The 26,342-nt window shown below is 54.3% G+C and carries 16 protein-coding genes; 6 read left to right on the top strand and 10 right to left on the bottom strand.

The genetic code is table 11. From position 1 onward, the window contains the following. Positions 1-67 precede the first annotated feature (67 nt). Together flgK and KF752_07035 are read left to right on the top strand one after the other, a co-directional pair. Positions 68-1,768 (top strand): flagellar hook-associated protein FlgK, encoded by a 1,701-nt coding sequence (gene flgK / locus KF752_07040; GenBank protein ID MBX3421297.1) that lies wholly within the window; start codon positions 68-70, stop codon positions 1,766-1,768. 64 nt (positions 1,769-1,832) lie between these two features. Further along, positions 1,833-3,797: a hypothetical protein gene (locus tag KF752_07035; protein ID MBX3421296.1), complete on the top strand. Its 1,965-nt coding sequence runs from the start codon at positions 1,833-1,835 to the stop codon at positions 3,795-3,797. Positions 3,798-3,807: 10 nt separating this feature from the next. Here the strand turns inward: KF752_07035 and clpB are convergent, their stop codons facing one another. Then, complete coding sequence (clpB, locus tag KF752_07030) at positions 3,808-6,468, bottom strand: ATP-dependent chaperone ClpB (GenBank protein ID MBX3421295.1); 2,661 nt, start codon at positions 6,466-6,468, stop codon at positions 3,808-3,810. 258 nt (positions 6,469-6,726) lie between these two features. On the opposite strand from clpB, the gene KF752_07025 reads away from it, so the two are divergent. From KF752_07025 to uvrA, 3 genes are all read left to right on the top strand, one after another. After that, on the top strand, positions 6,727-7,083 hold the full coding sequence (locus KF752_07025; GenBank protein MBX3421294.1) for an STAS domain-containing protein: 357 nt from the start codon (positions 6,727-6,729) through the stop codon (positions 7,081-7,083). Positions 7,084-7,184: 101 nt separating this feature from the next. Then, positions 7,185-7,706, top strand: a complete 522-nt coding sequence (locus KF752_07020) for an ATP-binding protein (protein ID MBX3421293.1) — start codon at positions 7,185-7,187, stop codon at positions 7,704-7,706. Positions 7,707-7,727: 21 nt separating this feature from the next. Next, positions 7,728-10,328 (top strand): excinuclease ABC subunit UvrA, encoded by a 2,601-nt coding sequence (uvrA, locus tag KF752_07015; GenBank protein MBX3421292.1) that lies wholly within the window; start codon positions 7,728-7,730, stop codon positions 10,326-10,328. A 224-nt stretch (positions 10,329-10,552) separates the two neighbouring features. Here uvrA and KF752_07010 read toward each other — a convergent pair whose 3' ends face one another. The 8 genes from KF752_07010 to proB form a co-directional block, all read right to left on the bottom strand. Further along, a complete protein-coding gene (locus KF752_07010; GenBank protein MBX3421291.1) occupies positions 10,553-14,581 on the bottom strand; it encodes a heme-binding domain-containing protein in 4,029 nt (1,342 codons plus the stop codon). A 325-nt stretch (positions 14,582-14,906) separates the two neighbouring features. Further along, entirely contained in the window at positions 14,907-16,001 is a 1,095-nt protein-coding gene (locus KF752_07005) for a 50S ribosome-binding GTPase (protein ID MBX3421290.1), read from the bottom strand. A 372-nt stretch (positions 16,002-16,373) separates the two neighbouring features. Next, entirely contained in the window at positions 16,374-17,564 is a 1,191-nt protein-coding gene (locus KF752_07000) for a hypothetical protein (GenBank protein MBX3421289.1), read from the bottom strand. Between the two features lie 67 nt (positions 17,565-17,631). Then, on the bottom strand, positions 17,632-18,504 hold the full coding sequence (locus KF752_06995; protein ID MBX3421288.1) for a hypothetical protein: 873 nt from the start codon (positions 18,502-18,504) through the stop codon (positions 17,632-17,634). 60 nt (positions 18,505-18,564) lie between these two features. Then, positions 18,565-19,734, bottom strand: coding sequence for a methionine adenosyltransferase (metK, locus tag KF752_06990; protein MBX3421287.1), 1,170 nt, complete (start codon positions 19,732-19,734; stop codon positions 18,565-18,567). A gap of 160 nt (positions 19,735-19,894) precedes the next feature. After that, positions 19,895-20,578, bottom strand: a complete 684-nt coding sequence (locus KF752_06985; GenBank protein MBX3421286.1) for a hypothetical protein — start codon at positions 20,576-20,578, stop codon at positions 19,895-19,897. A gap of 344 nt (positions 20,579-20,922) precedes the next feature. Then, on the bottom strand, positions 20,923-21,654 hold the full coding sequence (locus KF752_06980; protein MBX3421285.1) for a UvrB/UvrC motif-containing protein: 732 nt from the start codon (positions 21,652-21,654) through the stop codon (positions 20,923-20,925). 163 nt (positions 21,655-21,817) lie between these two features. After that, entirely contained in the window at positions 21,818-22,954 is a 1,137-nt protein-coding gene (proB, locus tag KF752_06975; GenBank protein MBX3421284.1) for a glutamate 5-kinase, read from the bottom strand. Positions 22,955-23,365: 411 nt separating this feature from the next. On the opposite strand from proB, the gene KF752_06970 reads away from it, so the two are divergent. Next, complete coding sequence (locus KF752_06970; GenBank protein ID MBX3421283.1) at positions 23,366-24,973, top strand: amidophosphoribosyltransferase; 1,608 nt, start codon at positions 23,366-23,368, stop codon at positions 24,971-24,973. A gap of 17 nt (positions 24,974-24,990) precedes the next feature. Here KF752_06970 and KF752_06965 read toward each other — a convergent pair whose 3' ends face one another. Then, complete coding sequence (locus tag KF752_06965; protein ID MBX3421282.1) at positions 24,991-26,115, bottom strand: EAL domain-containing protein; 1,125 nt, start codon at positions 26,113-26,115, stop codon at positions 24,991-24,993. Between the last annotated feature and the right edge of the window lie 227 nt (positions 26,116-26,342).

The raw sequence follows: 26,342 nt of genomic DNA, 5'->3' as shown, positions 1-26,342 counted from the left end.
TCCACAGTGTGAGCGATCATAGCTGCAACTGCAATATCGATGTGAAATGATTAGCCTGACGTAACCCATGACATTATTCAGCGCAATTCAGAATAGCGCCAATGCGCTGCAGGTGGCTGCTTTGGGCTTGCACGTTGTCGGAAACAACGTGTCCAATGCGGGGACGCCGGGCTATATTCGCCAAGAGCTACTGACGACGACCGGGCCCTCCGTGCGCATGGGTTCCAGTATCTTGACCAACGGAGTGCGTTCTGTTGGCGTCAAACAAAAGGTCGATTTACTGCTGCTCGATCGCATGCGCGAGGTACGTAGCAGCCTGGAAGAGAATGGGCGGCTAGGCCAGTTCTATTCCGAACTTGAGTCGATGCTGGGCGAACTCAGCGATAACGATCTCAGCTCCAAGATCAATGATTTTTCGGCCAGCATTCAGGATTTGATGAATCATCCCGGCAATGAAGCGATTCGGCGGCTGGTGATCGAAAGTGGCCATGAATTGGCGTCGAATATCCGCTCGATCAGCCGACAACTCTCCAGCTTCGGCGACACCTTAAATGCCGAAACCTACCAGGTCGCTGGGGAAATCAACCGACTGACCGGGCAAATCGCCAATTTAAATCGGCGTATTGTTGAGCTGGAGGGTGGCGCTGGAGCTAAGACCAGCGATGCAGCCGGATTGCGCGACGAACGCATTCGAGCCTTGGACGAACTGAGTATATACATCAATATTCGATCGGTCGAACAAGAATCTGGAGCGGTCAGTGTCTTCGTAGGTGGCGACTATCTGGTAGCCGATGGCATACAACGGGAAGTGAAATCTGCCGTGAGGTCTACCGGAACCGTTGCATATCCAGAAGTGCGTCTGGTAGACACCGATTCACCTTTGGAAGTCACCGGAGGCCGCCTGTATGGTATCTATACGGCTCGGGCGCTGAGTATGGAGAGAATCAGCAGCCAGCTAGACGACTTTACCCGCTCCTTAATCGACCAATTCAATCGCATCCACACACAAGGACAAGGGATCCAGGGGTTTCAAAGAATCACCAGTGCCAACGCTACCGATGACCCGCTGGGGCCACTCGATTTGGCGGGTCTACACGGGCAAATTCAAAACGGGGCGTTCCAAATTCAAGTCACCGATTTGGAGACTGGTTCCGTGATCACCCGCGAAATTCGCGTTTCGCTGGGCGCTGGCACCAATGATAGTTCGCTGGAGGACATCCGTAGCCAATTGAGCGCGGTATCCGGGCTGACCGCCACTATTTCCAGTGATGGCCGTCTGCAAATCGCTACCAACTCGCACAAACTACGCTTCACATTTCAAAACGACACATCCAACTTTTTGAGTGCCGTGGGCATCAATACTTTTTTCGTGGGCAACTCGGCCGCTACGATCCAAGTAAATTCAATTGTGGCCAACGATCCACGCATGTTGGCTGCCAGTTTGACAGGCGTTGGGTTTGGAACCCAAAACGCAGTACGCATGGCGCAAGCCTTTGACGATCCTGTAGCAAGCCTCGGCGGACGATCCATCAAAGAATCGTATGAAGAAATGGTCGTTCAGCTCGCGCAGAACGTCAGTCAACAGCAAGGAAAATTGAATGGATTGGAAAACTTCTACAAGACGCTCGAAGCTCAGCACTTGGCGGTCTCGGGGGTCAACTTGGATGAAGAAGCGGTGAAGATGATCTTCTTCCAGCGGATGTTTCAAGCCAACAGCAAGGTTATTCAAACATCGAACGAAATCTTGGACGTGTTGATGGATTTGTAAGCTCCGACTCCTGAAATCGTACGCTGCCGGCGACAGCTAAACCCCACGCGCACAAATAATATTCATGTCGTCATTTTACCCTGCAATTACCGGACGATACTCAGCACCGCTGGCCATCACGCGCATGCTGTCGCAGGTGCATGGTGACCAAGCGGCAGTTCTGAAGCTGCAAATGCAGCTTAGTACCGGACTGCGGTTCCAAAATCCCAGTCAGGATTTGCCGGCGGCTACCAAAGTCATGTCGGCGCAGCGCCAACTAGAGTTTCGGGCACAGACCGACGTCAATCTCAGCAGCGCCGATAATATCCTGTCTGCCTCGGAATCCAGCCTGTCCCAAGCACACAACATTCTGAATGAAATTCGAGCAGTGGCCGTCGAAGGCGCTGGAAATACATTAAGCGACGACCAACGTACGGCGTTGATAAGTCAAATCGATACTTCGCTGCGAAGATTGGTCGACCTGGCGAATACAAAATTTGGAGATCAATTCATTTTTGGAGGCAGTGGAGTTCGCAATAACCCACTCGAACTGGTCGGCAATTCAGTGCGGTTTTCGGGTAATCATGAAGAACTCAACTCGATCGCGGATTATGGAACCACATTAGCCGCGAACGTAACTGCCCACGATGCGTTTGGCGTGCAATCGTCGCAAGTGGTTGGCAAGATCGACCTCAACCCGAGCTTGTCTATGGAAACTCCGCTGGCGCAGCTTAATCAAGGCGCTGGAGTGCGGACTGGGGCAATTCGCTTAAGCAGTGGTGTCGAATCTGTGGAGATCGACCTCGCTAATGCCTATTCGCTAGGCGACGTCATTCAGCGCATTAATCAGTTATCACTTGGAGGGCGTCAAGTTCAAGCTACCCTGCTGTCTCATAGCCTGGAGATTGACTTTCAGGATGGATTAGGTGGAGTATTGCGAATCGAGGATGTCGGCAGCGGTGCCATGGCGTCGGACTTAGGAATCAACAACTTGGATTCGAATCAGAGTAGTCCCGTACAGGGCAGTGATTTGAATGTGATTCTAACACCTACAACTCGTCTGTGGCAGTTGTTTGGTGGTGCTGGCTTGCAACCTGGTGAGTCATTACGAATCACACAGGCAGGCACCAATTATGTCGTTAATACCAACGGAATGAATACCGTCGAAGACTTGCTCAATCGCCTGGAGCGTACGGGAGCCCGCATCAAAGCCTCGATCGACAGCAGCGGGCGATATCTGGTGGTTCAGAGCACCGAGAGCGGCAGTGATTTTTCGATTGGGGAGAATGGGGGTACTCTAGCCACGAGCCTCGGGTTGCGCAGCATGACTCTCGACACACCTGTATCCAGTTTGAATCATGGCGCAGGAATTGGCATCAATGCATCTGGTGACGATTTGATTTTTACTCGCAATAATGGTACTCAAATGCGAGTCAATCTGACTGGAGTCCAAACGATTGGCGATGTCATCACGCGCATCAATGAAAATGCGGCGAATTTCAATGTGGGACTGCAGATCACGGCCAGCCTGGAGACTGTCGGCAATGGCATTCGGTTGACATCACCTTCCGGTACGCAACAAATATCGGTGACCAATGCGGCTGGCAGTACTGCCGCAATCGGACTGGGTTGGGCCACCAAAGACAGTGTCACGTCCGAAGGGACCACCACAGGCACTAACAGCGTGATTCATGGTCGCGACGTGGCTACGGTTCAGGTCGATGGCATATACTCGTCCATATTGAGCTTGCGAAAAGCCATCGACAGCAATGACCCACAAGCGGTACTCAGTTTGTGGCCGGCACTTGAGCGAGATTTAGATCGGCTGTCGGTAGCCAGAGGTCTGGTTGGGGCCAGGCAACAGTCGATCGAAAACCGCTTGGACAAATCTGCGCAACAACAACTTAAACTCAAAGAAATGGAATCGGACTATCGTGACGCTGATCTGGCCAGTGTGATTTCGGAATTAGCCCAGCGCCAGGCAGCTATGCAGGCCTCGCTTCAATTGATGGGTCAAACAGGACGTCTGTCGCTGTTCGATTTTCTGTAGCCGGTTATGATCAACGAAAAACGATTTGGTCGCCTTGAAGATCAATGACCACTTTGCCGCCTTCGTCGATGTGACCTTTAAGCAGTTCCGTTGCCAGCGGATTCTGAATTTCGCGCTGAATGACGCGCTTCAGTGGTCGCGCTCCATAAGCCGGGTCGTAGCCATCGCTGGCAATGTGGTCGATAGCCTGTGGAGTCACCTCAAGTTCAATCTGTCGATCTTGTAGCTGTCGGCGCAGATGCTCTAGTTGCAGTTTGACAATCTTGTGAATCTCTTGTTTGCCCAATGGGTGGAACAAGATTGTTTCATCAATGCGATTCAGGAACTCGGGCAAAAACTTTGCCCTCAGCGCTTCATGGACGGCATCGCTCACTTCCTCATGACTAGCGCCTTCGCTGGTTAGTCGCTGGATGACTTGGCTACCCACGTTGCTAGTCATAACCACCACGGTATTGGTGAAATCGACTGTGCGTCCCTGTCCATCGGTCAGTCGCCCATCGTCCAAGACTTGCAACAGCACGTTAAAGACATCAGGATGTGCCTTTTCCATTTCATCTAACAGGATCACACTGTAAGGTCGGCGCCGAACGGCTTCGGTCAATTTGCCGCCCTCCTCATAGCCTACGTATCCGGGAGGGGCCCCGATCAGTCGACTAACGCTGTGGCGTTCCATGAATTCGCTCATGTCGATGCGGACCATGGCCTGGTCATCGTCAAACATGACCTGAGCCAGTGCCTTGCACAGTTCTGTCTTGCCTACGCCTGTCGGACCCAAAAACAAGAACGATCCGATTGGGCGATTGGGATCTTGCAATCCGCTACGGCTACGACGCACCGCGTTAGAAACTGCCGTTACCGCATCATTCTGGCCGATGACGCGTTGGTGCAATCGCTCCTCCATCACTAGCAGCTTGGCCCGCTCGGTTTCCATCATTCGTGAGACAGGCACACCTGTCCAATGGCTAACCACGTTGGCGATCTCATCAGCCGTTACTTCTGTGCGCAACAGCTTTGGTTTTTCACTCTGACCCGCCTCACCACCTTTCTCTTCCGCTAACTCAATCTGAGCGGATAGAGCGGAACGCTGCTTGTCGAGTTGGAAAAGCTGCTGGTAATCGCTTTCGGGAACCGGTGATCCAGTACGTTGTTTGTCGCGAATCCCTGCGTCTAACTGCTGAAATTGGACATCCAGTTGATCCAACTGCTGGCGCATCGAGTGCACGTCACTCATGCCCAGCTTCTCCGCTTCCCACTGTTCACGCAAGCTGGCCAATTCGCGCTGCAGCGACTGCATCTCTTGCTCGATCGGCTCCAGTTGGTCCTGTAGCGACTCGTCGCCCTCCTCCGTGAGCTGTCGCTGAGCCAGTTCCAGTTGCCGCAATCGGCGCTGTACCTGGTCGATCTCTGCCGGCACGCTCTCGCGCTCCATGGCCAGGCGACTAGCCGCCTCGTCCACCAGATCGATCGCCTTGTCGGGCAAAAACCGATCGCCAATGTAGCGATTGGACAGATTCGCGGCGGCTACCAATGCTGAGTCACGAATCTTGATACCGTGGTGCGCCTCGTAACGCGATTTAAGCCCACGCAAGATAGCGATGGTGCTTTCAACGCTCGGTTCGCCGACATAGACCGGCTGGAAGCGACGCTCCAGCGCGGCGTCTTTTTCAATATATTTGCGATACTCGTCGAGGGTGGTTGCTCCAATACAGCGCAGACTACCGCGTGCCAATTCAGGTTTCAGTAGATTCGCTGCGTCACTACCGCCCTCGGCAGCTCCGGCACCTACTACGGTGTGCAGTTCGTCGATAAACAAGATTACTCGGCCTTCTGCATCTTTAATCTCGCGGAGCACGGCTTTTAAACGCTCTTCGAATTCGCCGCGATACTTGGTGCCGGCCACTAAAGCCCCCATATCGAGCGCGATGACTCGCTTGTCTTTCAAACTCTGTGGTACGTCGCCTTGAACAATGCGCAGCGCCAACCCCTCTACAATTGCCGTCTTGCCAACACCTGGCTCGCCGATCAGGACCGGATTGTTTTTGGTGCGTCGTGACAACACCTGAATGACTCGCCGAATCTCTTCGTCACGACCAATGACCGGATCGATCTTATTTTGCTGCGCTTGGCGGATCAGGTCGATGCCGTACTTTTCCAACGCATTGAATTTACCCTCTGGATTCTGATCTGAAACTCGCGCACTACCGCGTAATGCTTGGAGGGCTTTGAGTACATCATCTTCATCGATGCCATTGATACTCAGCAGATCTTTGGCTTTGCTGGCTGATTGCAGCAGACCAAGAAATAGGTGCTCGGTGCTGACGTACTCGTCTTTCATCGTATCGGCCGCTTTGGCAGCGGCTTCCAGAGCAGCTCGCAGGCCGCTGCTGAGTTGCGGTTCGCGACCGCCCTGAGCGCGTGGTAGTCGCTTAATTTCAGAATCCACCAGTCCCAGTATCTGCTCGCGCGCTCCCCCAATTTTCTTCAACAGGTGGCCAACGATTCCCTCGCGGTCGCTCATGAGCGATTCCAAGAGATGTAACGCATCTAATTCTGGATTCGCCAATTCGGCCGCCTTGCTTTGCGCTGCGGCAAGCGCTTCTTGAGCCTTGACTGTCAGTTTGTCAAATCGAAAAGCCACCACTGTCTCCTTGCGACTGTGCGAGAATGCCATTCTGGCTGACTACAGCCAGTATGGCCCTTACTTTGAAAATAGGATGCCAAACCACAAGAATCTAGCTCCATCTCCGCAGATTATGCGGTCGCTTGGCAGAATAACACAGCTCGATCGCTTGCTAGGTGTGCAGGGATGACTTAGCATAAAGGCTTGGAGATTCGAACACCCCAATTGTCGGGGCCAATAAGGTCGCCAACCTCGTCAAGTCAATTCGGATTTAATTCACAATTGTCATCCTGCACCAGCTAAATCACCATGCCAAGCTTGATTACCAATACAGTCAACGGTGTCACCATCGTGCGCTTCAAGGAGAAGCGGATTGTGGACGCCGGCAATATAGAGGCCATCGGGGACGAGATGGTATCTCTGGTCAAAGTCCAGCACCTGAAGAATATCTTGCTGAACTTCGAGGGCGTCGAATTCTTATCCTCAGCAGCTTTTAACAAACTGATTCAGTTGAATCAGGAAGCTAAAAACGTCGGCGGTATCCTGCGTATTACGGGACTACGAGCCGAAATTCTGGAAGCCTTCAAAATGCTACGACTGCATAAGATTTTTGACATCCGCAAATCGGAAGCGGATGCTATCAAGGCCTATGGCGTGACAACATAATTCGCCCTTGCATGGTGCGTGTCGCATGACTGACTTGCAGTGCTTGACGCTTCAGTGCTTGGAGCCTCATCAGAAACGATCACTCCTGACGGAACCCGTTTATGTCTGATTCGCCATGGACGTGGAGTCTGCATGAACGCATTCCCAGCACGCTCCCAATCGCCCATCAATACTTGGATATCTTTAATCGCGCGCTGCAAGACTCGGGGTGGGATGGTCGCGATCTTTTTCACGTGCAAATGGCCAGTGAAGAAGCTTTGGTCAACGCCGTGACTCACGGCAATAAACAAGACGGCAACAAGCATGTCGAGATAGAGTTGCGAGTATCGCCGGACCGAGTCTATATGCGATTTAAGGATGAAGGAAACGGCTTTTGCTTGGACAAAGTGCCTGACCCTCGCGAGGATTCGCGACTGGAGTGTGTTCATGGTCGCGGCGTGTTGTTGATTCGACAAATGATGTCGGAGGTCCACTATCACGGATGTGGCAACGAAGTGGAAATGCTCAAGCGGCGCCACGAGTCGATCCCATTGGCTAACGATGAAGACGAAGATGATGATGATGACGTCTTCGGCGGTGGTCATGAACGCCGTTCCGATGACTTGGAGCACTCCGAGGACTAACGGTTGCGCGCAGACAATCTCATGGCTTCTGACCTTGTCGTCAACCCGGTAGCACACATAACAATTGAAGGTGCACGCACGCACAATCTGCGTAATGTCACGTTGCACATTCCACACAATCAATTGACCGTGATTACCGGAGTGAGTGGTAGCGGCAAGAGTAGCCTGGCCTTTGACACACTTTTCGCTGAGGGACAGCGGCAGTACATCGAAAGCTTGTCGACTTATGCACGACAGTACTTGAATCCATTACCGCGACCCGATGTGGATGGCGTTCACGGGCTGCAACCAACGCTGTGTATCGACCAGCGTAGCACCACCGCTGGCCCGCGCAGCACAGTTGCCACTGTCAGCGAGGTGTATGACTACCTGCGACTGCTGATGGCCCGTGCTGCTACGCCCTACTGCTTCAAATGTGGACAGAACATTCAGCAGCAAAGCCAGCAGCAGATCGTGCAGTCGATTCTCCAACTGCCTGCTGGAACGAAGTTAGTCGTACTGGCTCCGGTCGTGCGGGGACGTCGCGGTGGTCATCGGGATGAATTGCGGGCGATACAACAAGCTGGCCTGATTCGTGTGAGGGTGGACGGCGACCTGCTGGATATCGAAGCGGTTCCAGAACTTAACCCTCGCCAGAATCACACTATAGAAGCGGTTGTGGACAGAATTGTACTCGGCTCCGGCAGCGACCAGCGGCTCTCTGAATCGGTAGCCATCGCGCTCCAGTTGGCTCATGGTCTGGTGTCGATCAGTTATCTACCAGGGAAATCGTCTAAGTCCGATGCGCCGCAAGACTGGCAGGAGCGCTTGTTCAGTTCGCGCTTTGCCTGCGCGAGCTGCGGTGCCAGCTTTGAAGAACTGGAGCCGCGGACCTTTAGTTTCAACAGCCCATACGGTGCTTGCCCAGACTGCCATGGCATGGGTCAGATTGTTCAACAGGTCGGAACGAACGCTGAAGAGCGAGTGGAGCCGACAGATACGCCGCAAACCTGCAGTGCTTGCAAGGGAGCGCGTTTGCGACCCGAGGCACTGGCGGTGAAGTTGCATGATTGTTCCATCGCGGACATTGTGGCCAAGAACATTATGGAACTGCTGGCCTGGTTGGAATGTCTCAAGTGGGATGAAGAGACGCTGCCCGTCGCTCGCCCCATCCTCGGCGAAATGCTACATCGCCTGCGATTCTTAGTGCAAGTTGGAGTCGGATATTTGACGCTTGATCGCCCCGCCGATTCACTCAGTGGAGGTGAATTGCAGCGTGTGCGACTGGCAACATGTATCGGCAGCGGCCTGGTGGGCGTATGCTACATTCTGGATGAGCCATCCATTGGCCTGCACCCGCGCGATAACGATCGACTGATTCAATCGCTACGACAATTACAGGCTCAAGGCAATACGGTGATTGTTGTCGAGCACGACGAAGCCATGATGCGGGCCGCCGACATGTTGGTCGATATGGGCCCTGGAGCCGGGCCGCAAGGTGGAATGGTAATCGCAGCCGGGACGCCTACCGAAGTAACGGCGGATCCGCGATCGCTGACGGGTGCGTACCTGCGCGGCGAGCGCCAAGTCACTGAAAATCGCTCGGTAAGGTCCATAGCCAAATCCAAGAAGCTGCGATTGAGCGGTGCAATCCTGCACAATTTGGACAGCGTATCGGTCGAAATACCGCTGGGATTGCTCGTCGGCATTACCGGGGTCAGTGGCAGTGGCAAGAGTTCGCTGATAAGCCAGACCCTGGTACCCGCGATCCTGCGCGAACTTGGACAAGCCCCAGCCGCTCGACCCGGACCGTATACCAAACTAACCGGCGTACAACACGTCGATAAACTCATTGAACTGACCCAAGCTCCCATTGGACGTTCGCCACGCAGTACCCCCGCCACTTACTGCGGCGCATGGGATCTCATCCGCCAGCTCTGGGCCAACACGCGCGACTCCAAGAGCCGCGGATATACAGCGGGTCGCTTTAGTTTCAAGGCCGGTACGGGGCGCTGCCCAAAGTGTCAGGGACAAGGGCAAGAAAAAATCGAAATGAATTTTTTGCCCGATCTGTTTGTCACTTGCTCGGCCTGTCAAGGGCAACGTTATAACCGCCAGACTCTGCAAGTGCGCTACCGCCAGCGCAGCATCGCTGACATATTGAATATGTCCGTCGACCAGGCGGCTGAGTTCTTTTGCAACTTCGAGAAGATACATCGACTACTTACTACACTGCAGCAAGTGGGGCTCGGCTACGTGGCGCTCGGCCAGAATTCTGCAACGCTATCTGGCGGGGAAGCTCAGCGAATCAAACTGGCTACCGAACTAGCACGTCCCGAAACCGGTCAGACGATTTACATTCTGGACGAGCCCACATCGGGCCTGCACTTTGAGGATATCAAACGCCTCATCATGGTACTCAATGACCTAGTCAGCCGCGGCAACACCGTCATCGTCACCGAACATAATTTAGACGTCATCGCAAGCTGCGATTGGCTTATCGACCTTGGTCCTGATGGCGGCAAAATGGGGGGGCGCATTGTGGCTACTGGTACTCCAGCGCAGATTGCCAGTCAGACGCATAGTCTGACGGGGCAGTTTCTGCGCCACAAACTGACCAATTTCAGTGAGTCGCCGACGTAAATTCCTTAACCTCACTGACACCAAATCCTGATCACGCCTGTGGCAGGCCGCCGCATCCCCAGGTTCATTGCAATTGAACGCGCTTTGTCGCCAGCCGCATGCTATATGTGCTTACCAGGCATGCTTCTGTCCCAGTGTCACGCCCGAGCTATCTCAGACCAGCTTCGGTTGCTCCCCGACGAGTCATCTCAACGGTTACTCTATCTTGAGAACTCCACAACAAATTACTCGACTACCAGTACACCATTCATCACCATCCAGTGTCCTGGAAAAGTACATAGATACGGATACCGCCCCGGCTCATCCGGTGCTTGAAAATGAATTGTCTGACGACTTTCCGGTGGGACGACATCGGTATGCACAATCACCGCTGGCGATTCGGGAATGTAGTGTCGCGCGTAGGCATCGGGACTGGCAATCAACTGATTGGCAAGTGTGCCTACCGCCTGCAGTTGACCGGGTCGAACCAACACCCAATTGTGCGGTACCACATCAGGATTTGACAATGTAAGGGCCAACTCCTGCCCGGCCAGCACGTGAATCTCAGCCTGCTGAAAAGTCAAATTCTTCCCTGTTTTCACGACGATTTTCTGGGCGTCCTCAGATCGCTTTTGCAACCAGCGATTTTTGGGTATAGCCGCAGTCTGTGCCATATCTACCAACAATGGATGGGCTGCGATCGTCTTCTCGATCGGCGCGTAGCTTGGATAGTCGGCAAAATCTTGATCCAGACGATGCACCGTTATGAACAAATCGTGGCCAGCGCCAACGGGACTGGTGGTCAAAACGCTATCAGCCAGATTGACGTGCATTCGCAAATGGAGCTGGCTGACGGGCTGTAGATCCGGCATCTCCAGGAACAAGCGATTCGTGGCAATTGGGTGCGCTCCGATGATCGTCAGGGGATCATGCCCGGCAACTCCGGGATGCGACGGCGACAACTCGGGTGATCCGTAAGCTCCGCTGTAACGGTAGTTCCAAGCCTGTGCGAAATGACTGCTGACATCCGTCGCTACCTCCGCATCCAGCGGCAAGGCAAATTCAACCACCACGCCATTGCGATGAACGTGAAATCCGACTGGCTGTTGAAAGTTGTCGCCAGTGTAGCGAATTCTCTGGAAGCAACCATCATCTTTGGTGTAGGTACCCCAGCCAGCCATACCGCTAACGTAGCACTGCCCGTCGGCGGGCGAGAATCGTCCTCGGTGAACTCCTGACAAGAATTCACCGGCCATCGGTACTACTGCACCTTGCAACTGCCCATCCACTTCGTCGACCAGCAGTGTAAACCAACTGCCTGCCCCGAAAGACCAGTGAAGACTCTTACCGCCCAGCGGACCAAAACAATTTGAAGGCACTGCTGTCTGTTCACCGCTGGAATTGTCCAATCCCCGTGGCAGGTAAGCTAACGGCAGTTCAGGAGGACGATTTTCAATTGGCCCCCGAAAACCAAAGTGGGGTACTCGATCAGTATGTCTTTGCATGGCCGGACGAATCGCGCAAATCATTGAAGCGGGTGTCCAATCGCCCTCGGAGCAGGGCACCGTTAGGGTACCATCTGGCAGAATGCCCAAGCCATCTGGATTGCGAAATCCGGCAGCCACGATTTGAGCCTGCCGACCGTCCGAGGAGATGCGCACCACGCCTTGGTTGCCTGAAGCCATATAGAAATTGCCATCAGCGTCGCGCTGCAATCCGCAGATGAAATCGTGGCCAGCCGCCGATGTTACTTGAGCGTTGCTATAGCATTGATAGTAATCTGCCTCGCCGTCCTGATTATGATCGACCAAGCGTACCAAGTGGTCGCGACACTGCACGAAGATACCCTGCTGGTCAACTAGCAATCCAAGCGGATGATGCAGTCCGGTAGCAAACCGCTTCCATCGGGCTTGGTTGGAACTGGAATGCAGGCCGCTGACATGCCAGACATCGCCCTGCATTGTACTGACCAGAGCGCTGCCATCAGGCAGAAAATCGTGTGCCGCACAGAACATCAGCGAGCGCCATGGATTGTCGATAGGCAACTGGATTATATCGACTGCCAAGGGACGCTGTTGACCCAAAATGATCTCGGTTGCCAGAACCTGCGGCCATTGCAGATCGCCACCGCGCAGCGCGGCTGGCCCGAGTGAATGCTGGTCCAATAATGCCAACTCATTAGTGAATTGACCGTCGTCTGTGAGCCACGGTGAATCAAGATAAACGTCTTGACCAATCTGCACCGCAAAGGCAACTCGCTGACCAATTCGATAGAAACCCAGGTACTTCCCCGCAGTCTTGTGGTCACTCGGATTGTCCGCGTTCGCTTGGCTGTTGGGCGTTCTGTCGGCCAACTGAACCGGTCGAGCCCCAGCCACGATTTGGCCCTGCATTTGCAAGCCATCCAAAAAACCGTGGCGAAACTCGGAGAACCCCACAAAACCACCGGACCATATTGCACGGTAACTGAGCGTGTCTGGGTCATAGCAACATGCCAGGTCACCATTCTCGCCCAGTTGTACACATACAGCCCGGGCAATAGTCAATTCCGCTCCATGAAATACGCCGCACTGCACAGAGCCCAGTTGCGTCTGGTTCCAGCGACCATCGGCCCAGTTCTTGTCGCTCTGATTACCCCAGTGGCCGTCGGCACCGCCGTCCAGACCGGGATGAGCCTGCAACAAGAGTGGCACGCCCGGCAACTGCCGAAAATATTCGGCTTGCTTCGTATAGAAGTCATATACGCGACCTCGATTGACATGCGCGGTATGGTAGGGCCAATTGGCTGGCTGGAGGGGAGACTTTTCAACCGGAAACTTAGCTGGACCATGGCGCGGTGCGCTGGAGAATGTATCCAACTGTGAAGGACTGGGGCCGCGGCCGTCCCTCAGTTGAAACAGGTAGGCAATCAGGTCCAACTGTTGCTGGCCAGTTAAACGGGACGTTAATTCGGGCGGCATCGGCGTACCCATAGCCTGCATCGCCTCAACCTGTTCAATTGCCACAGTGTTAACCTGTCCAGTCGCGAGATCGCGTACGTGGATCGCCTGGGCATCCTGACTGAGCTTATAGCCGGTATGAACCGTGCCATCATCAGTCAGTACTCGCCAAAGCTGATAGTCTGCTGCTACTTGCCGCTCGGGCCACAACAACGACTCGATGATCTGCGCTTGGGTTCGTGTGGGGAGCCACTGGGCAAGATCGGGACCAATTTGGCCTCCAAGTAAACTGCCATCAGGAGCGGCCGCTGCGTGGCACGATAAGCAGGCAGTATGATCGCTGGCGAAGACTGCCGCACCACGATCTGCGCTGCCGCGCCGTCCAGCGTCACCGATCAATTGGTCGACTCGCAGATTGGCAAACTCCGGAATGAAACCTTTGAACCTCGAAGAACTTAACGGAGTTGCTTCAGAGGTTGATTTAGGATTGAGCGACAGACTCTTTAGCCCAGCTAAATTCTCCTGCAGCGCCTGTTTGGCATCCAATTCTGGACGGTGATCAATAATTCCGACTGGGCCACAGTAACCACTGTCGACAAGCGTTTGAATCATCGCCCGTTCGTGCATGCCTTGGCCGATATTCAGTATCTTCGGCTGCGCGGCGTTGTTCATTCCGTTCAGGTTGATGCACAGCAGATACGGTAACATGCTGGCCAGTGCGGACGGCCAACGTTCGATGTGATCGTGTCCGTGATGGAAATTGTAAACAATGCCCACGTGGGTATAGCCCCAGGCATGAAGCCGTTGACAGACCGCAACCATGTTCTCGGGTTCACCGTCCCAACCCATGTGATTGTACAGTGCCAATGGCAATTGAAGCGATTCGGTTCGTTGGGCCAACGGTACCAGCGATTTGGCTGCACGCTCGACTTTCGTATTTGCATCGCCGCCCGGATCACCAATCATCTGCCAAATTTGCGGGTGCAAATCGTACTTTTGAAACAACTCGAAAGCGAATTCATGCTGCCCCCAAAAGGCCGTCATTTCGATTCCGTGCTTCTGGTACTGCAGGATTTCCTCCTCGAAGGACGGCACCTGCTCCTCGCGCCAATCGTAGGCACAGCGGCGGATTCCCAAGTCGACCAGCATTTGCGATCGTTCAGCCGGCCCCCGTTTCTGAGAGTCAAAAGGCACGATGCACCAAGCAACTAGATTGTTTGGATGTAGAAGCTCGAAACCATCGGCAGGATGCTGATGCTGGAGCTGACTCCTTCCCTTGGCTGATTGCCTAGCTGCCTCAGACGCCACTTGAGATAGGGCCTGTTCCGGCCACATGCTCAGAGTCAGCCATCCAAGCAGGCCGAGGCTGGCAAATCGAACAAATTTTTGGGTAGCACAACTTGAGACAGGTCGAGTGCTCCAGCAGAATTTGGCTGATCGAGATGTATTGCTCATTAACTTAAGGGGTTGCGCTTGAACCATGCATAGTTCCTGTAACCGATTGTTGTCAAATTATACCCATGCAAGCCGTGGTCCGCCGCGAGGCCTTACTCACTGCAATCAAGTCTCGATTGCAGATATCATCGTATTCTAGGGCATTAGCATGCTGATTCCATCAGCCCCGCTCGTCCCAACCCGCCAAGCCCACTCGAATTCACATTTACTTTCCGATGCAAAATCGACTGAAGACTTCGCCGAGGATATCATCGCTATGCACCTGACCAATCATGGCAGCCAAGTCATCCAGAGCGACGCGCAGTTCACTAGCCACCAATTCGTCGCCGGCCACTGACTGGTTCAACCATTGAGCGTGCTGCAGGGACTGACGGGCGTGCTGCAAAGCTTCAGTGCAGCGAATGGCTGTGTGCAGAGTCGCTTGCGTGAACTGATGTTGAGATCCTGCCGACGCTAAACTTTGCAGACATTCCCTCAGTGCTTGGATCGATTCGGGTGCATAGGCTGATACGGCAATATCGACGGGCAGATGTGGCTGTCGTCCGCCTAACAAATCCGCTTTGGTACCCACGGTCAGTACCCGCAATTGATCAGCCTCAAGTTGCTGCCGTTGCTGTATGATCCAAGCTGTCGTCGGCGGGTGGCTACTGTCAACGCATAGCAGGGCAATGTCGCAGGTCTGCAAGCGCTGCCGCGTATGTGACTGTGCAAGCAATCGAGGACTCGCCTCGGCGGGTTGGCTTGCAGGTAGATCGGGCTCTAATCCGGCCGTGTCAACCAAGGTAAGCGTAATATCATCCAAGCCCAGCGGTGCCGAGATTACATCGCGCGTCGTCCCAGCCTGGTTGGAAACGATGGCTCGCTCGCGCTCGAGCAGTGCGTTAAACAGGGAACTCTTGCCTGCATTGGGCAGACCCACTAAAGCAACTTCCAATTGGCGTTGCGGAGTGCCTCGCGACTGCAGTCGCGATCGCAACTGTTCGATCTGTTCGAGAACGCGTGTCAACCGCTCATGAATCTCCTGTGGCGTGATGAACTGAATATCTTCCTCCACGAAATCTAGCCCAGCCTCTAGTCGTGAAATCAATTCCAACAACTCGGCGCGCAACACATGAACTGGCTGACTGAGATTGCCACCCAATTGCGACAGAGACCATTGCAACTGATCGCGATCCACGGACTGGATGACACCCAGCACCGCTTCAGCCTGCACCAAGTCCATTTTGCCAGCCAGGAAGCTGCGGAGTGCAAACTCGCCGCGCTCAGCGGGACTTGCGCCCAGGCTGACAAAGCAATTCATCAAGCGTTGTGCTAGCGGCAGGGAACCCAGCAGATGCAATTCAGCAACGGGCTGCCCGGTAAAGCTACGCTGGGTCGGCCAATAGTATACTCCAACATCTAGCCGCCGACCGTGCCAATCCAAATCCGCAGATGCCTGAATATAGCTCGGGTGTTGTGCCTGCCATAATTGCTCCAATGCAGCTGGTTGGCAGTGCTGTTGATTCATGTCTTGGTGTGGAACTTTAGGCGAATCGCATTCCGCAAGCACTTTCTGAAGCAGCTCACGGGTCCGCACACCGCTCAAACGAACGATGGCGCGTCGAGCTGGCGACAGGGGACTACTGATCGCGACGATCGTCCGGTCTAAATCCAACTGCATGCGCCACCACTATTAACGATCCGACGGATTGGCGTAAATTCCGAGTAGCGCTCCGTCCAGTCCAGGTACTCCAGCCCAATCGCCCAGAAACTCCGTTGGTACGATAGCTGAAGGCACTGGAAAACCCGGAAACTTGAAATTCGCTAACAACTGCTGAAACTCTTGTTGAGATTTGGCCTGCTCCAATTGTTTGAGCAGCGGCTGTAGTCCTTGCAGCATCTCTAGAATTTTTTTCGCAGATCGCGCGCGAAGTTCCGGGGTAGCGTGTTTGGCAATATCCGCCTGCAGCTGGTTCATCTTTTCTGGCACCAACCAAATATTGCCAAACTTTTGAAAGTCCAGACTGTGGGCCGACTGCAATCCGACGGTCAACCGCGCCTGCGCGCGATCCGCCGTCTGGCTGGTAATTTCGTACCGAGCCTGATACAAGCGCGGGTCGACCTGTTTGAGAAATCCCGCTGCAACCGACAAGTTGGCGAGCCAGGGAACGATACGATCAGACTGAAAATTGTCGGCGTGCCACAAGGACTCGTCGGCCATCGCTCGCCAGTAGCCAACCACCGAGGGCCAACGCTCGTGCAACTCAGCGACGGTCAGTCCACCGGCGACTGGCGACTGCAACATCGGCGAGCCCAGGACCCAGTCGCTCTTCTTAGAAACAATGTTGGCTAGACTGCCAAACACTGTGCGCATCTGCTGGCAGCCAGACGGCCCCAGTGCGTTCATGTGCCCGGCGATGTGTGCCGCCATGTCTCGCTGAATCTTGGGTGGCAACGCATGCCAATTGACGAACGTATTGCCTCGCTGCCACTGGTTGCAGGTGGCTTGCAGGAATGCATCGATCGTTGGGTTCTCAGAAAAGCTTGAAGCAAGAATCGCCTCAATACTCAGCAGGTCAGCCGGCACCTGAGGCTGAACTTCGATCGGTGCGCGCAGCAGCTCCTTACTAAACGCCCCAGGATTGGCCAGCTTCAGAGCTTGCAGATGGCTCTCCAAGCTGAGCGCCGAGAGCTTGACCGTGACCTGCTTGCCCGATGACAGTTGCAGGACCACCGCCTTGTCATCCAAACGCAGGAACTGCCCTGAAACAGTCTTCCCGTCCAGACTGGTCCACTGCTGTGCGTCTTGGCCAAATGCCACCCAGCAGTTCAATATCCACAAACTGACCCAACCCAAAGTAAGGCTGGCAAATCGCATACACATCAGAAAGCTCTCCCACCATCGTAAGCCTGAATTATAGTCTCCGGCTTGCGACTTTGCAGGATGGTTATTAGGCCAGGGGCAATCTGGATATCTCGGATTGCTGGTTTGCCTGTTCACGGCCAATTTCCAGCGCGTACCACGTCAGCGTACAGTTCTCATAAGTACTTGGAGAAATTCGTTTGACGAGGACTCTCATACCCGACACCGTCACAGCTAGGCAGCGACCAGAGAATTCTGCTGGCTCGATTTCGAACTGTATGTCCGGTATGGATTCGAACGCCGGAACGAAACCAACCACTACAACTTGCGAGTCTTGCTGATGCGACCACTCCAAGAACGCCTCGCCAGACACGTAGCGCTGACCATCGGCGTCAATCCCGTCTTCTGCGACACGGCGAACAGTACAACCTGGCTCAACTTGGTCGCTACCGTCGCCAGATGATGGAGCGCTGTCCACATCCACGTTGCTACCGTGGCCAGACGGTGGACTGCTGTAGACGGCCCGAGAGCTAAGCTCGTCATCAACAACCGTCGCGCCATGTTCCTTGGCCCCAATCCAAGCGTTGGTCCTGACTGCTCCGCAACTGATTCGATCAGTGATCAACCATTCTGCGGCGACGACGATGAAGAAAGCAGGCACGCAATCCACTAGACTCGACGAGCTAAGACAAATTGCCCCGAGCCAATTAACCATCGAACCAATAGCCAGCCACCACACCAGACAGCGCAGGCTGCTGGAGTGGCGGTCGAAATTCGTCAGAAACCGACCGCGCAATGTGGCGGCTACAGCAACTGCCAGCAGTGACACACAGGTTAGCGTACTGGGCTGGGCCGTCAGCTGCAGCTCACCCAACCAGACTCGCAGCCAGGCAACCAGGCTTATCAGCCACCAGGCCAGCGCACCGCAAATCCACCAACGCGTGTATTGATTTGAATTCATGGGCCTGACCGTCGAAGCGAACCAGCAAATACTCGCAGCGCTAAGTGGCCCACAATTCTATCAACTAGCGGCCTTTTTGAGTTCAGCAGCCTTCTTGTCGGTAGCTTCCCAGGTAAATCCAGGTTCGTTGCGACCGAAATGGCCACCAGCGCTGGTGGCTCGATAGATTGGTCGTCGCAGTTGCAGGTAGTCGATAATTCCGCCTGGCGAAAGCGGGAACAACTTGCGAATAACTTCGCAGATGCGTTCATCGCTGATCTTGCCGGATCCTTGAGTGTCCACATGAATGCTAACCGGTTCAGTGACACCGATTGCATACGCCAATTGAACTTCGCAACGGTCAGCCAGCCCGGCTGCAACTATACATTTGGCGACATGCCGAGCCATGTAGGCAGCACTGCGGTCCACTTTGGTCGGATCCTTGCCGCTAAAGGCTCCGCCACCGTGACGCCCCCAGCCACCGTAGGTATCCACGATGATCTTGCGACCAGTCAGACCACAATCGCCTTGAGGTCCGCCGACAACGAACTTGCCGGTTGGGTTGATGTGGTATTTGATGTCACCTTGCACGAGTTCGGGCGGCAAACAGCCTAGGATGACCTTGTTGACTACAAAGTCACGAATGGCTTCTGACGATACGCTTGGACTGTGTTGGGTCGAGACTACCACAGTGTCGATGCGCACCGGCTTGAAGCCGTCGTATTGAACAGTAACCTGGCTCTTGCTGTCAGGGCGCAGCCAATCAACTTCTTTGGAGAATCGAGCCTCAGTCAGGCGATTGGTGATTCGATGGCTAAGCGCAATCGGCATGGGCATCAGCTCGGCCGTGTCGTTACACGCAAAGCCAAACATCAATCCTTGATCACCGGCTCCGATTTCCTTGCCAGAGGTGGCGTCAGCATTGACGCCCATGGCGATGTCTGGGCTCTGTTCGCCCAGGGCAATCATCACATTGCACGTATCGGCAGATATACCCATCTCGTCATCGGTATAGCCGACTTCACGAATGGCCTGTCGAACGACTCGGGCGTAGTTTACATTCGCCTTGGTGGTAATTTCACCAGCGATCAACGCCAGCCCGGTAGTAACTAATGTTTCGCAGGCAACCCGGCTGCTGGGGTCTTGCTCCAAAATGGCATCCAGTACGCTGTCCGAAATTCGGTCGGCCAACTTGTCGGGGTGGCCCATGCTGACAGATTCACTTGTAAACAGATATTTTCCGGAAGTCACTGATTAGCCCTCGCTTCTTGGCTTGATACATTGGATTGGAACTGACGCAGCCGCACGCACTTGCAAGGCGGCACAATATAACTAGCGGCATCCGTTTGCGGAAGTATGAAAACTGGCAAACAAGGCCTAGAATCCTGCCCTACTGAGTCTGTGAGAGGGATCACGCCGAACGAAAGCGGAGGGTCCGCTGGCTGAACTGTCGCGTGCGCCGAGCCGCCGATGCAACAATGCGCTCCACCATCTTGATCTTTTGATAGACCACCGGGCGACTAGCAAATCGCTCCAAGGTGCGGCGGTATTTTAAGTAGTACATAAAAGTTTCGGCAAAGTCTTCGCTGGCACTGGTCGCTGCATAGTCTGAGATAAACTGTAGTCGCTGCAGCTTATGCAAGTATTCCTGCTGAGCCGCCGGCGTTGGCCGGCGCTGCTTGCCGGACAGATAGTGTCGACTGCGAAGTGTCCGCCGACGCCAATTGCGGTAGGGCAGGGCATCAAGATTGGCATACGCCGCGCCAAAAGTGCGCGCAAACCATTCCCGACGGAATAGCGATGAATCCAAGTAAAACCAGGCATGGGCATATTCGTGGCGGATGGTATCGGCCAATGTCGATCCCGGCGTGTAGGGGTGGTGCGGCAGATCACGCGGCAGATAGATTACCCCTGGTCGGTAGCCGCGCTTAGCATAGTGACCGACGCGTTCGAACACATAACCACACTCGCCGTCACCGCTCTTTTCATCCGACACACATAGCTCGACAGTATCCAAGTAAACGCCATCGGCCAGCAGACCCACTTCGGCCAGCTCGTTGCGGACTTTGTTGTATGCGCGGTCGACGTTTGACATAGCGTAAAATGCAGATAATTACGGGCCAAGATTGGCGATTTGTTGGATTTCATAGGTGTACTCGCCTCCGTGCTGATACCAGTCTGCTCCAATACTAGAGCGATCGCAAATGGATTCCAGAGAATCACGGCCAGCCCCCCCAAAAGATAGTTTTTGACCCGCCTGTGTGCCGGTCAAAACAACCTCAACCTCCCAGACAGCACCACCCCAAGGAGGGGTCTGTGGCTGATTTTGGGCCAGACATTTTGGTGGCCGTTCTTTTCAATCTGAAGCGCTAAGAGGCGGGACAAAATCGCACCGCAGCGTGTCAGAAAAGGCTGTTGGCACAAAAGCCAGAAAGCGTGCTAGACGTCACGGCGAGCCAGTTGGTCTCGCAATCTTGCGGCCAACTCGTACTGTTCAGCCTGAACAGCTTCGTTGAGCTGCTCCTGAAGCGACTTGGGAATTGAGTACTGGCTGCGGAGCGTCTTCCGAAGCTCCTGTAGCCTTTCAACCAACTCGTCGGATTCAAAGAACTCTTCCCAGCCCATCTCCTCAAAGCTGGACCGTATCTCTTCCAAGCCGATATCGATCAATTCAATCGCCCCCTCGGCTTGGTCGCTGTTGATGGCCAAGATCGCGGCGGCCTGAGTCCGGTGAAACAGAACAAACGCTCGATGCTGTTCATGCTGCATGGTCCAATCTTCGTCTGGCGAATGCTCGCGGCAGAAATCCATTAGCGCCAGCGTATGATCGGCGTCTCGAACCGCATTTTCGTAGCGTTGCAATCGCAGCCAAGCGATTCGTCGATGATAAAACTGCACGAATTCGCGGTCAATTTCATCGCACAAATCCTCGTCCAGCTCAAAGTCTGGAGATTCCAATTCACGATGCGTCAGGCTATCCAGTAGCGTTTGAAAACCATCTGGCCGAGTACCGTCTGGGCGGCCGGTGACCTCTAATTGCAGCAGCCCCAGGTCCAATCGAACCTGAATCAAATCGCGGCCATCAGCACCCTTGATCAAGCGAACGCCGGGATCATCCGAGTCGTACGGCCACTCTTTCAGAAGGTGATCAATATGATGGCTCGGCCTCATGGCGCTTCCCTCCATCGGACATCTGCAGGGGTCAACTACGTAAATGATAGTTCATACAGGCAAGTATAGCAAACTAGCTCGGTCGGTGAAGCTCTGAACTGGTCGCTAGAGACGATTGCCAGATAACGACAGGCGGGATGCGCCGTTCCAAACCGCTGAACTATTACAACAGTGTCATGTTGTCGCGGTGGATTACCTCGGCATAGGGACATTGCCCTAAGACCTCCTCAATCTGCCAAGTTCTCAGCCCACGAATTTGCCGCAGCTGTGCATCGTTGTAATTGGTCAGGCCGCGAGCCACTTCGACACCATCGTCAGACATGACCGACACGACTTCTCCCTTGGCAAATCCGCCAACTATCTCAGTCACTCCCACCGGCAGCAAACTGGAACCTTGGACGCGCAGGGCTCGCACAGCACCAGCGTCAATTTGAATTCTACCAGCAGGCTGAGTCGAGAAGCCCAGCCATCGTTTGCGAGGAGTTAGTCCCGCTGATCGCGGCAAAAACAGCGTCCCTAATGGCTCACCATTCATCAATCGCGGCAACACGTTTTCTATTCGGCCGCCAGCAATTACCACCGGTGCGCCGCTTTGTGTGACAAATTGTGCCACCCGCAATTTGCTGGCCATCCCGCCCTTGCTGACCCCCGCCTGATGAGCTGATGCTAGATTCAACACTGACTGGTCGACTTGATCAAATTGCGAGACGACTCGCGCGTTGGAATCGGACGGGGAGCGATCGTAAACCCCATCCACATCGCTCAAGATAATCAGGGCTGGCCGCGAGAACACGCCAGCCACCATGGCAGCCAGCCGATCATTATCTCCAAACGTCGTTTGCAGTTCTTCTATGGCAACTGTGTCGTTTTCATTGATGACGGGGATCAGTCCCAGTTGTAGGCAGGCCAGCAGCGTGTTACGAACGTTTAGATAGCGCGTCCGATCATCCAAGTCGTCGGCGATCAGCAGGATTTGAGCCGCATGTCGCCCCATTTCTGTAAAATAACGCTCGTAGGCTTGGATCAAATGCGCTTGGCCCACAGCCGCAACAGCTTGCAGTTGGGGGACATCAACCGGTCGTTTCTCTAAGCCCAGTTTGCCAATGCCAGAAGCCACGGCTCCGCTACTAACCAACACAACTTGCTTGTTCATGTCGGCTACTTGCACCAATTGGCGCGCCAGCGAACGAACTCGCTGTTCGTCCAGCCGACCTTGATGGGACAGCACTCGGGAACCGACTTTGACGACAATCGTTTCAGCGCTGGTTAGCAACGATCGCTGCGATGGCAAGCTATTCATGTGTGCCTTCTGACCACTTTCCTCGGTAAGTGAACCGAGGAGCGTGATTCCTGGTGATCCGTGATTATTGAAGAACCTTGCTTGAACCGTGGGGTCATGCCACTGTCCAGAGCTGTTCCCCAAATCCGCCTCCAAACCGAGGCAGTCAGGCTGCTGCGCTGCATTATCTACCGAATTAGTGAATCTGGTAGGTCCGACAGCTAGGGTCTCTAGTGTAAATTCACTTTACAATCATTCACAGTCGAGTTAGCCGGAAACGCGTGCACGACGACCCAAACAGATTTGACACTGTCCAATTGTCATCGCGCCGACGGCAACTGCGACTTGTCATCTGCGCGTGAGCTGAGGACAATAGCGGACATTCACAACACGATGTTGTGAGGCGCTACCGGCAGCCAACCAGGGAATACGATGAGCGAACTACATCACGAATGCGGCGTTGCGGCTATTTATCACTTGGCCGGTGGCAATGCCAGCCCGATGAGCCCGGAGCAGGGACCGACTGAAGTCTCGCGACTACTGCCGAGAATGCTACAAGACATTCAGAATCGAGGACAGTTAGCGGCGGGCATGACGTCCTACTGCGCCGATCGACCCAACATTCTAGACACGATGAAGGACATCGGCACCGTCGCCGAGGTATTTCGCTTATCGCACCGAGGTAAGTGCGAATCCTTGATGAAAGACTACGCTGGCTCAGCCGCCATTGGTCACGTGCGCTACGCTACCTGTGGCAAAGACGACCGCAACTATGCACAGCCTTTTGAACGCCAGCACATCCACAAGCACAAGTGGTTCAGCTTCTGCTTCAACGGACAACTTGCCAATTATTCGCAACTGCGAGCCAAATTGCTGCATGAAGGCGAGCATCACTTGGCCCGGGACACCGACACCGAAATCATCATGCATGAGATAGGGCGAGTCTTATCGGCGGGGCCTGCCAGCCAAGACATTGGCGACATGTTCGCTCAAGTGGCTCGACAATTCGATGGTGCCTACAGCTTAGCGCTGTTAAACGCGCGGGGTGAACTGCTGGTTGCTCGCGATCCGTTGGGGATCAAACCCATGGCTTACGCCATAGAGGGCCCGCTGTTCGCGGCTGCCAGCGAAAGCGTGGCCCTGTTGAATCTGGGCTTTGAACCCAGTAGCATTCAGTCGTTGCCACCTGGCCACTTGATCGTAGTACGCCCGAGCGGGATTGAAATCAGGCAGTTTGCAAGTTCCGATCGATCAGCGCACTGTTTCTTCGAATGGATATACTTCGCCAACGTCGCCAGCACTTTGGACGATCGCAGTGTCTACCTCACGCGGACGCGGTTGGGTGAGGAATTGGCTCGGTTGGAACTAGCCGAAGGGCGCGTGCCGCTGGACGCCGATACCGTCATTGTTCCTGTACCAGATACGAGTAAAGCGGCCGCCGATGCCATGGCCTATAAACTGGGAATCCCCAGTCGCGAGGGACTGATTCGCAATCGTTACAGTGGGCGTACCTTTATCGAAGGTGGACGAGCCCGCATGGCCAAAGCTTCGATCAAGTACACCCCGTTGCGCGAAGTCCTAGAGGACAAACGGGTCATCCTGGTGGAGGATTCGATCGTCCGCGCTACGACGATGAAAGTTTTGTTGGATCGAATTCGGCTCCTAGGGCGCGCCCGTGAAATTCACGTCCGCGTAGCCTGTCCGCCCATCGTCGCCCCATGTTTTTACGGTATTGATATGTCGACCGTAAACGAGCTGTTTGCGCCTCAGTTCATGACTGGCCCGACGATCACGCCCGAAGCCCAGGCTCAAATGGCGGTGGTGCTGGGGTGTGAATCATTGCGTTATTTGCCGGTCAGTGCCATCGCTCGGGCTATCAATCTGGATCAAGATCGGCTGTGTCAGGCCTGCATTACCGGCGACTATCCGACTGAGCATGGTCGGCGATTGTACAGCCTGGCACTGAAGAATTGCGGCTCGATACACCCCTCTTCAAACCGCACCTACGAAGCGGCTGTGGCCAACGGCGAAATGGACTAACGGCTATTGGAAATCGGCTACTGGTAGTTCTGGCAGGGAGCCGGGCGGCCAAAATGATAGCCTTGGGCAGTCTGAAATCCAAGATTGCGACAAACATCTGCCTCGGCGGGGGTTTCAATGCCCTCTGCCAGCGGATTGACGCCTAGGTCGAGCACGATCTGTACCAGGGCAGCCAGCATCTTCTGTCTTTCAGGAGGAGCCTGATCAATACCGCGAATCAGCGACATATCAAATTTGAGGTAGTCCGGTGGTGCCTCAATTAACTCGCTGAGTCGTGTTTGTCCAGCACCAAAATCGTCGTAGGCGATACCAATGTTCAGGTCTCGCAAGCGGGCTTTCAATTCTCGCATTTCAGCAGGATCGGTAACTGCGGCTTCGTGAACTTCCAAAATGATCGGCTTGTCGTACGATAGTTGCCGAACTGTGACCAGGGAATCCACCAACCCGTCTTGACGAATCTCCAGTGGATGGGTGTTGAGGAAGATCGTCATATTGTTTGCCAGTTCTAAGGCGTGCCGCACGCCTTCCCAACGCAACATGCGGCTCAACTCAACTTCCATATTCAACCGCGAGGCTGCGTCGAACATTGCTTGGCAGGACTCCAGTCCAAACAAGCGGCTGCGCGCCAGCACTTCATAGCCCACGAAATCACCGGATCGAATATCGACGATCGGCTGAAAGTTGGGGGTGACCAACCGATTCTGCATTAGTCGGTCAAACTGCACTAGCGCCAATGCACTATCGCAAACATCTTCCTGCATCGTTTGACAAACGGTCGAACGCTGCGACTTGCGAACCCGGAACACAATATCGGCAAACTGTAGCAGGTCCTCCTCTGCGAGTTTGGTCGGCTGAGAGATCTTTTGTCCATTAACATAGGTACCGTTGGTGCTGCCATTGTCGGTAACGCACAGCCCATCGTCCTCACAGGTTAACGTTGCGTGTAGCCCTGATATCGTACGGGAATTGATTTGCAGTGAACTGCCTGGCCGGCGTCCAACTGTAAACGGGATAGGAGTAACTTGAATTTGTTGCGGTCCGTCGCTCGAGTCACCGCGCACTAGTATCCACGAGCTCTGCAGGGCCATTGCATCGGCCGGGTGCGCCAGGACGTGGTCAGTGGTGCTAGTTATCGAATGCATTGAATTATCGTTTTTCTTCTGCGTACAACTGCGCGCAATCCTTAGCTCGCAATCCAAGAAACTGCTGTGGTACCGTAGCTTATAAAATATCATCCGGCGCAGCTGATCCTGAGAAATGCCGATTTAACTGCGGCTGTGGTCAGCAATCTACCCAAGCGCGTTAATCGGCGCAATCGCTATCACCCCTAGACCCGTTGGCAATGACCAATTGGCATTAACAACTTGCA

It is taken from the genome of Pirellulaceae bacterium (genome assembly GCA_019636385.1).
Classification (GTDB): domain Bacteria; phylum Planctomycetota; class Planctomycetia; order Pirellulales; family Pirellulaceae; genus Aureliella.
This window is presented reverse-complemented; position numbering and strand designations above follow the sequence as displayed.

What these genes read in the sequence shown, in the direction of transcription:
- flgK (MBX3421297.1), top strand. Translation starts at nt 68, where the DNA reads ATGACATTATTCAGCGCAATTCAGAATAGCGCCAATGCGCTGCAGGTG.
- KF752_07035 (MBX3421296.1), top strand. Translation starts at nt 1,833, where the DNA reads ATGTCGTCATTTTACCCTGCAATTACCGGACGATACTCAGCACCGCTG.
- clpB (MBX3421295.1), bottom strand. Translation starts at nt 6,468, where the DNA reads ATGGCATTCTCGCACAGTCGCAAGGAGACAGTGGTGGCTTTTCGATTT.
- KF752_07025 (MBX3421294.1), top strand. Translation starts at nt 6,727, where the DNA reads ATGCCAAGCTTGATTACCAATACAGTCAACGGTGTCACCATCGTGCGC.
- KF752_07020 (MBX3421293.1), top strand. Translation starts at nt 7,185, where the DNA reads ATGTCTGATTCGCCATGGACGTGGAGTCTGCATGAACGCATTCCCAGC.
- uvrA (MBX3421292.1), top strand. Translation starts at nt 7,728, where the DNA reads ATGGCTTCTGACCTTGTCGTCAACCCGGTAGCACACATAACAATTGAA.
- KF752_07010 (MBX3421291.1), bottom strand. Translation starts at nt 14,581, where the DNA reads ATGTGGCCGGAACAGGCCCTATCTCAAGTGGCGTCTGAGGCAGCTAGG.
- KF752_07005 (MBX3421290.1), bottom strand. Translation starts at nt 16,001, where the DNA reads ATGAATTGCTTTGTCAGCCTGGGCGCAAGTCCCGCTGAGCGCGGCGAG.
- KF752_07000 (MBX3421289.1), bottom strand. Translation starts at nt 17,564, where the DNA reads ATGTGTATGCGATTTGCCAGCCTTACTTTGGGTTGGGTCAGTTTGTGG.
- KF752_06995 (MBX3421288.1), bottom strand. Translation starts at nt 18,504, where the DNA reads ATGAATTCAAATCAATACACGCGTTGGTGGATTTGCGGTGCGCTGGCC.
- KF752_06985 (MBX3421286.1), bottom strand. Translation starts at nt 20,578, where the DNA reads ATGTCAAACGTCGACCGCGCATACAACAAAGTCCGCAACGAGCTGGCC.
- KF752_06980 (MBX3421285.1), bottom strand. Translation starts at nt 21,654, where the DNA reads ATGAGGCCGAGCCATCATATTGATCACCTTCTGAAAGAGTGGCCGTAC.
- proB (MBX3421284.1), bottom strand. Translation starts at nt 22,954, where the DNA reads ATGAATAGCTTGCCATCGCAGCGATCGTTGCTAACCAGCGCTGAAACG.
- KF752_06970 (MBX3421283.1), top strand. Translation starts at nt 23,366, where the DNA reads ATGAGCGAACTACATCACGAATGCGGCGTTGCGGCTATTTATCACTTG.
- KF752_06965 (MBX3421282.1), bottom strand. Translation starts at nt 26,115, where the DNA reads ATGCATTCGATAACTAGCACCACTGACCACGTCCTGGCGCACCCGGCC.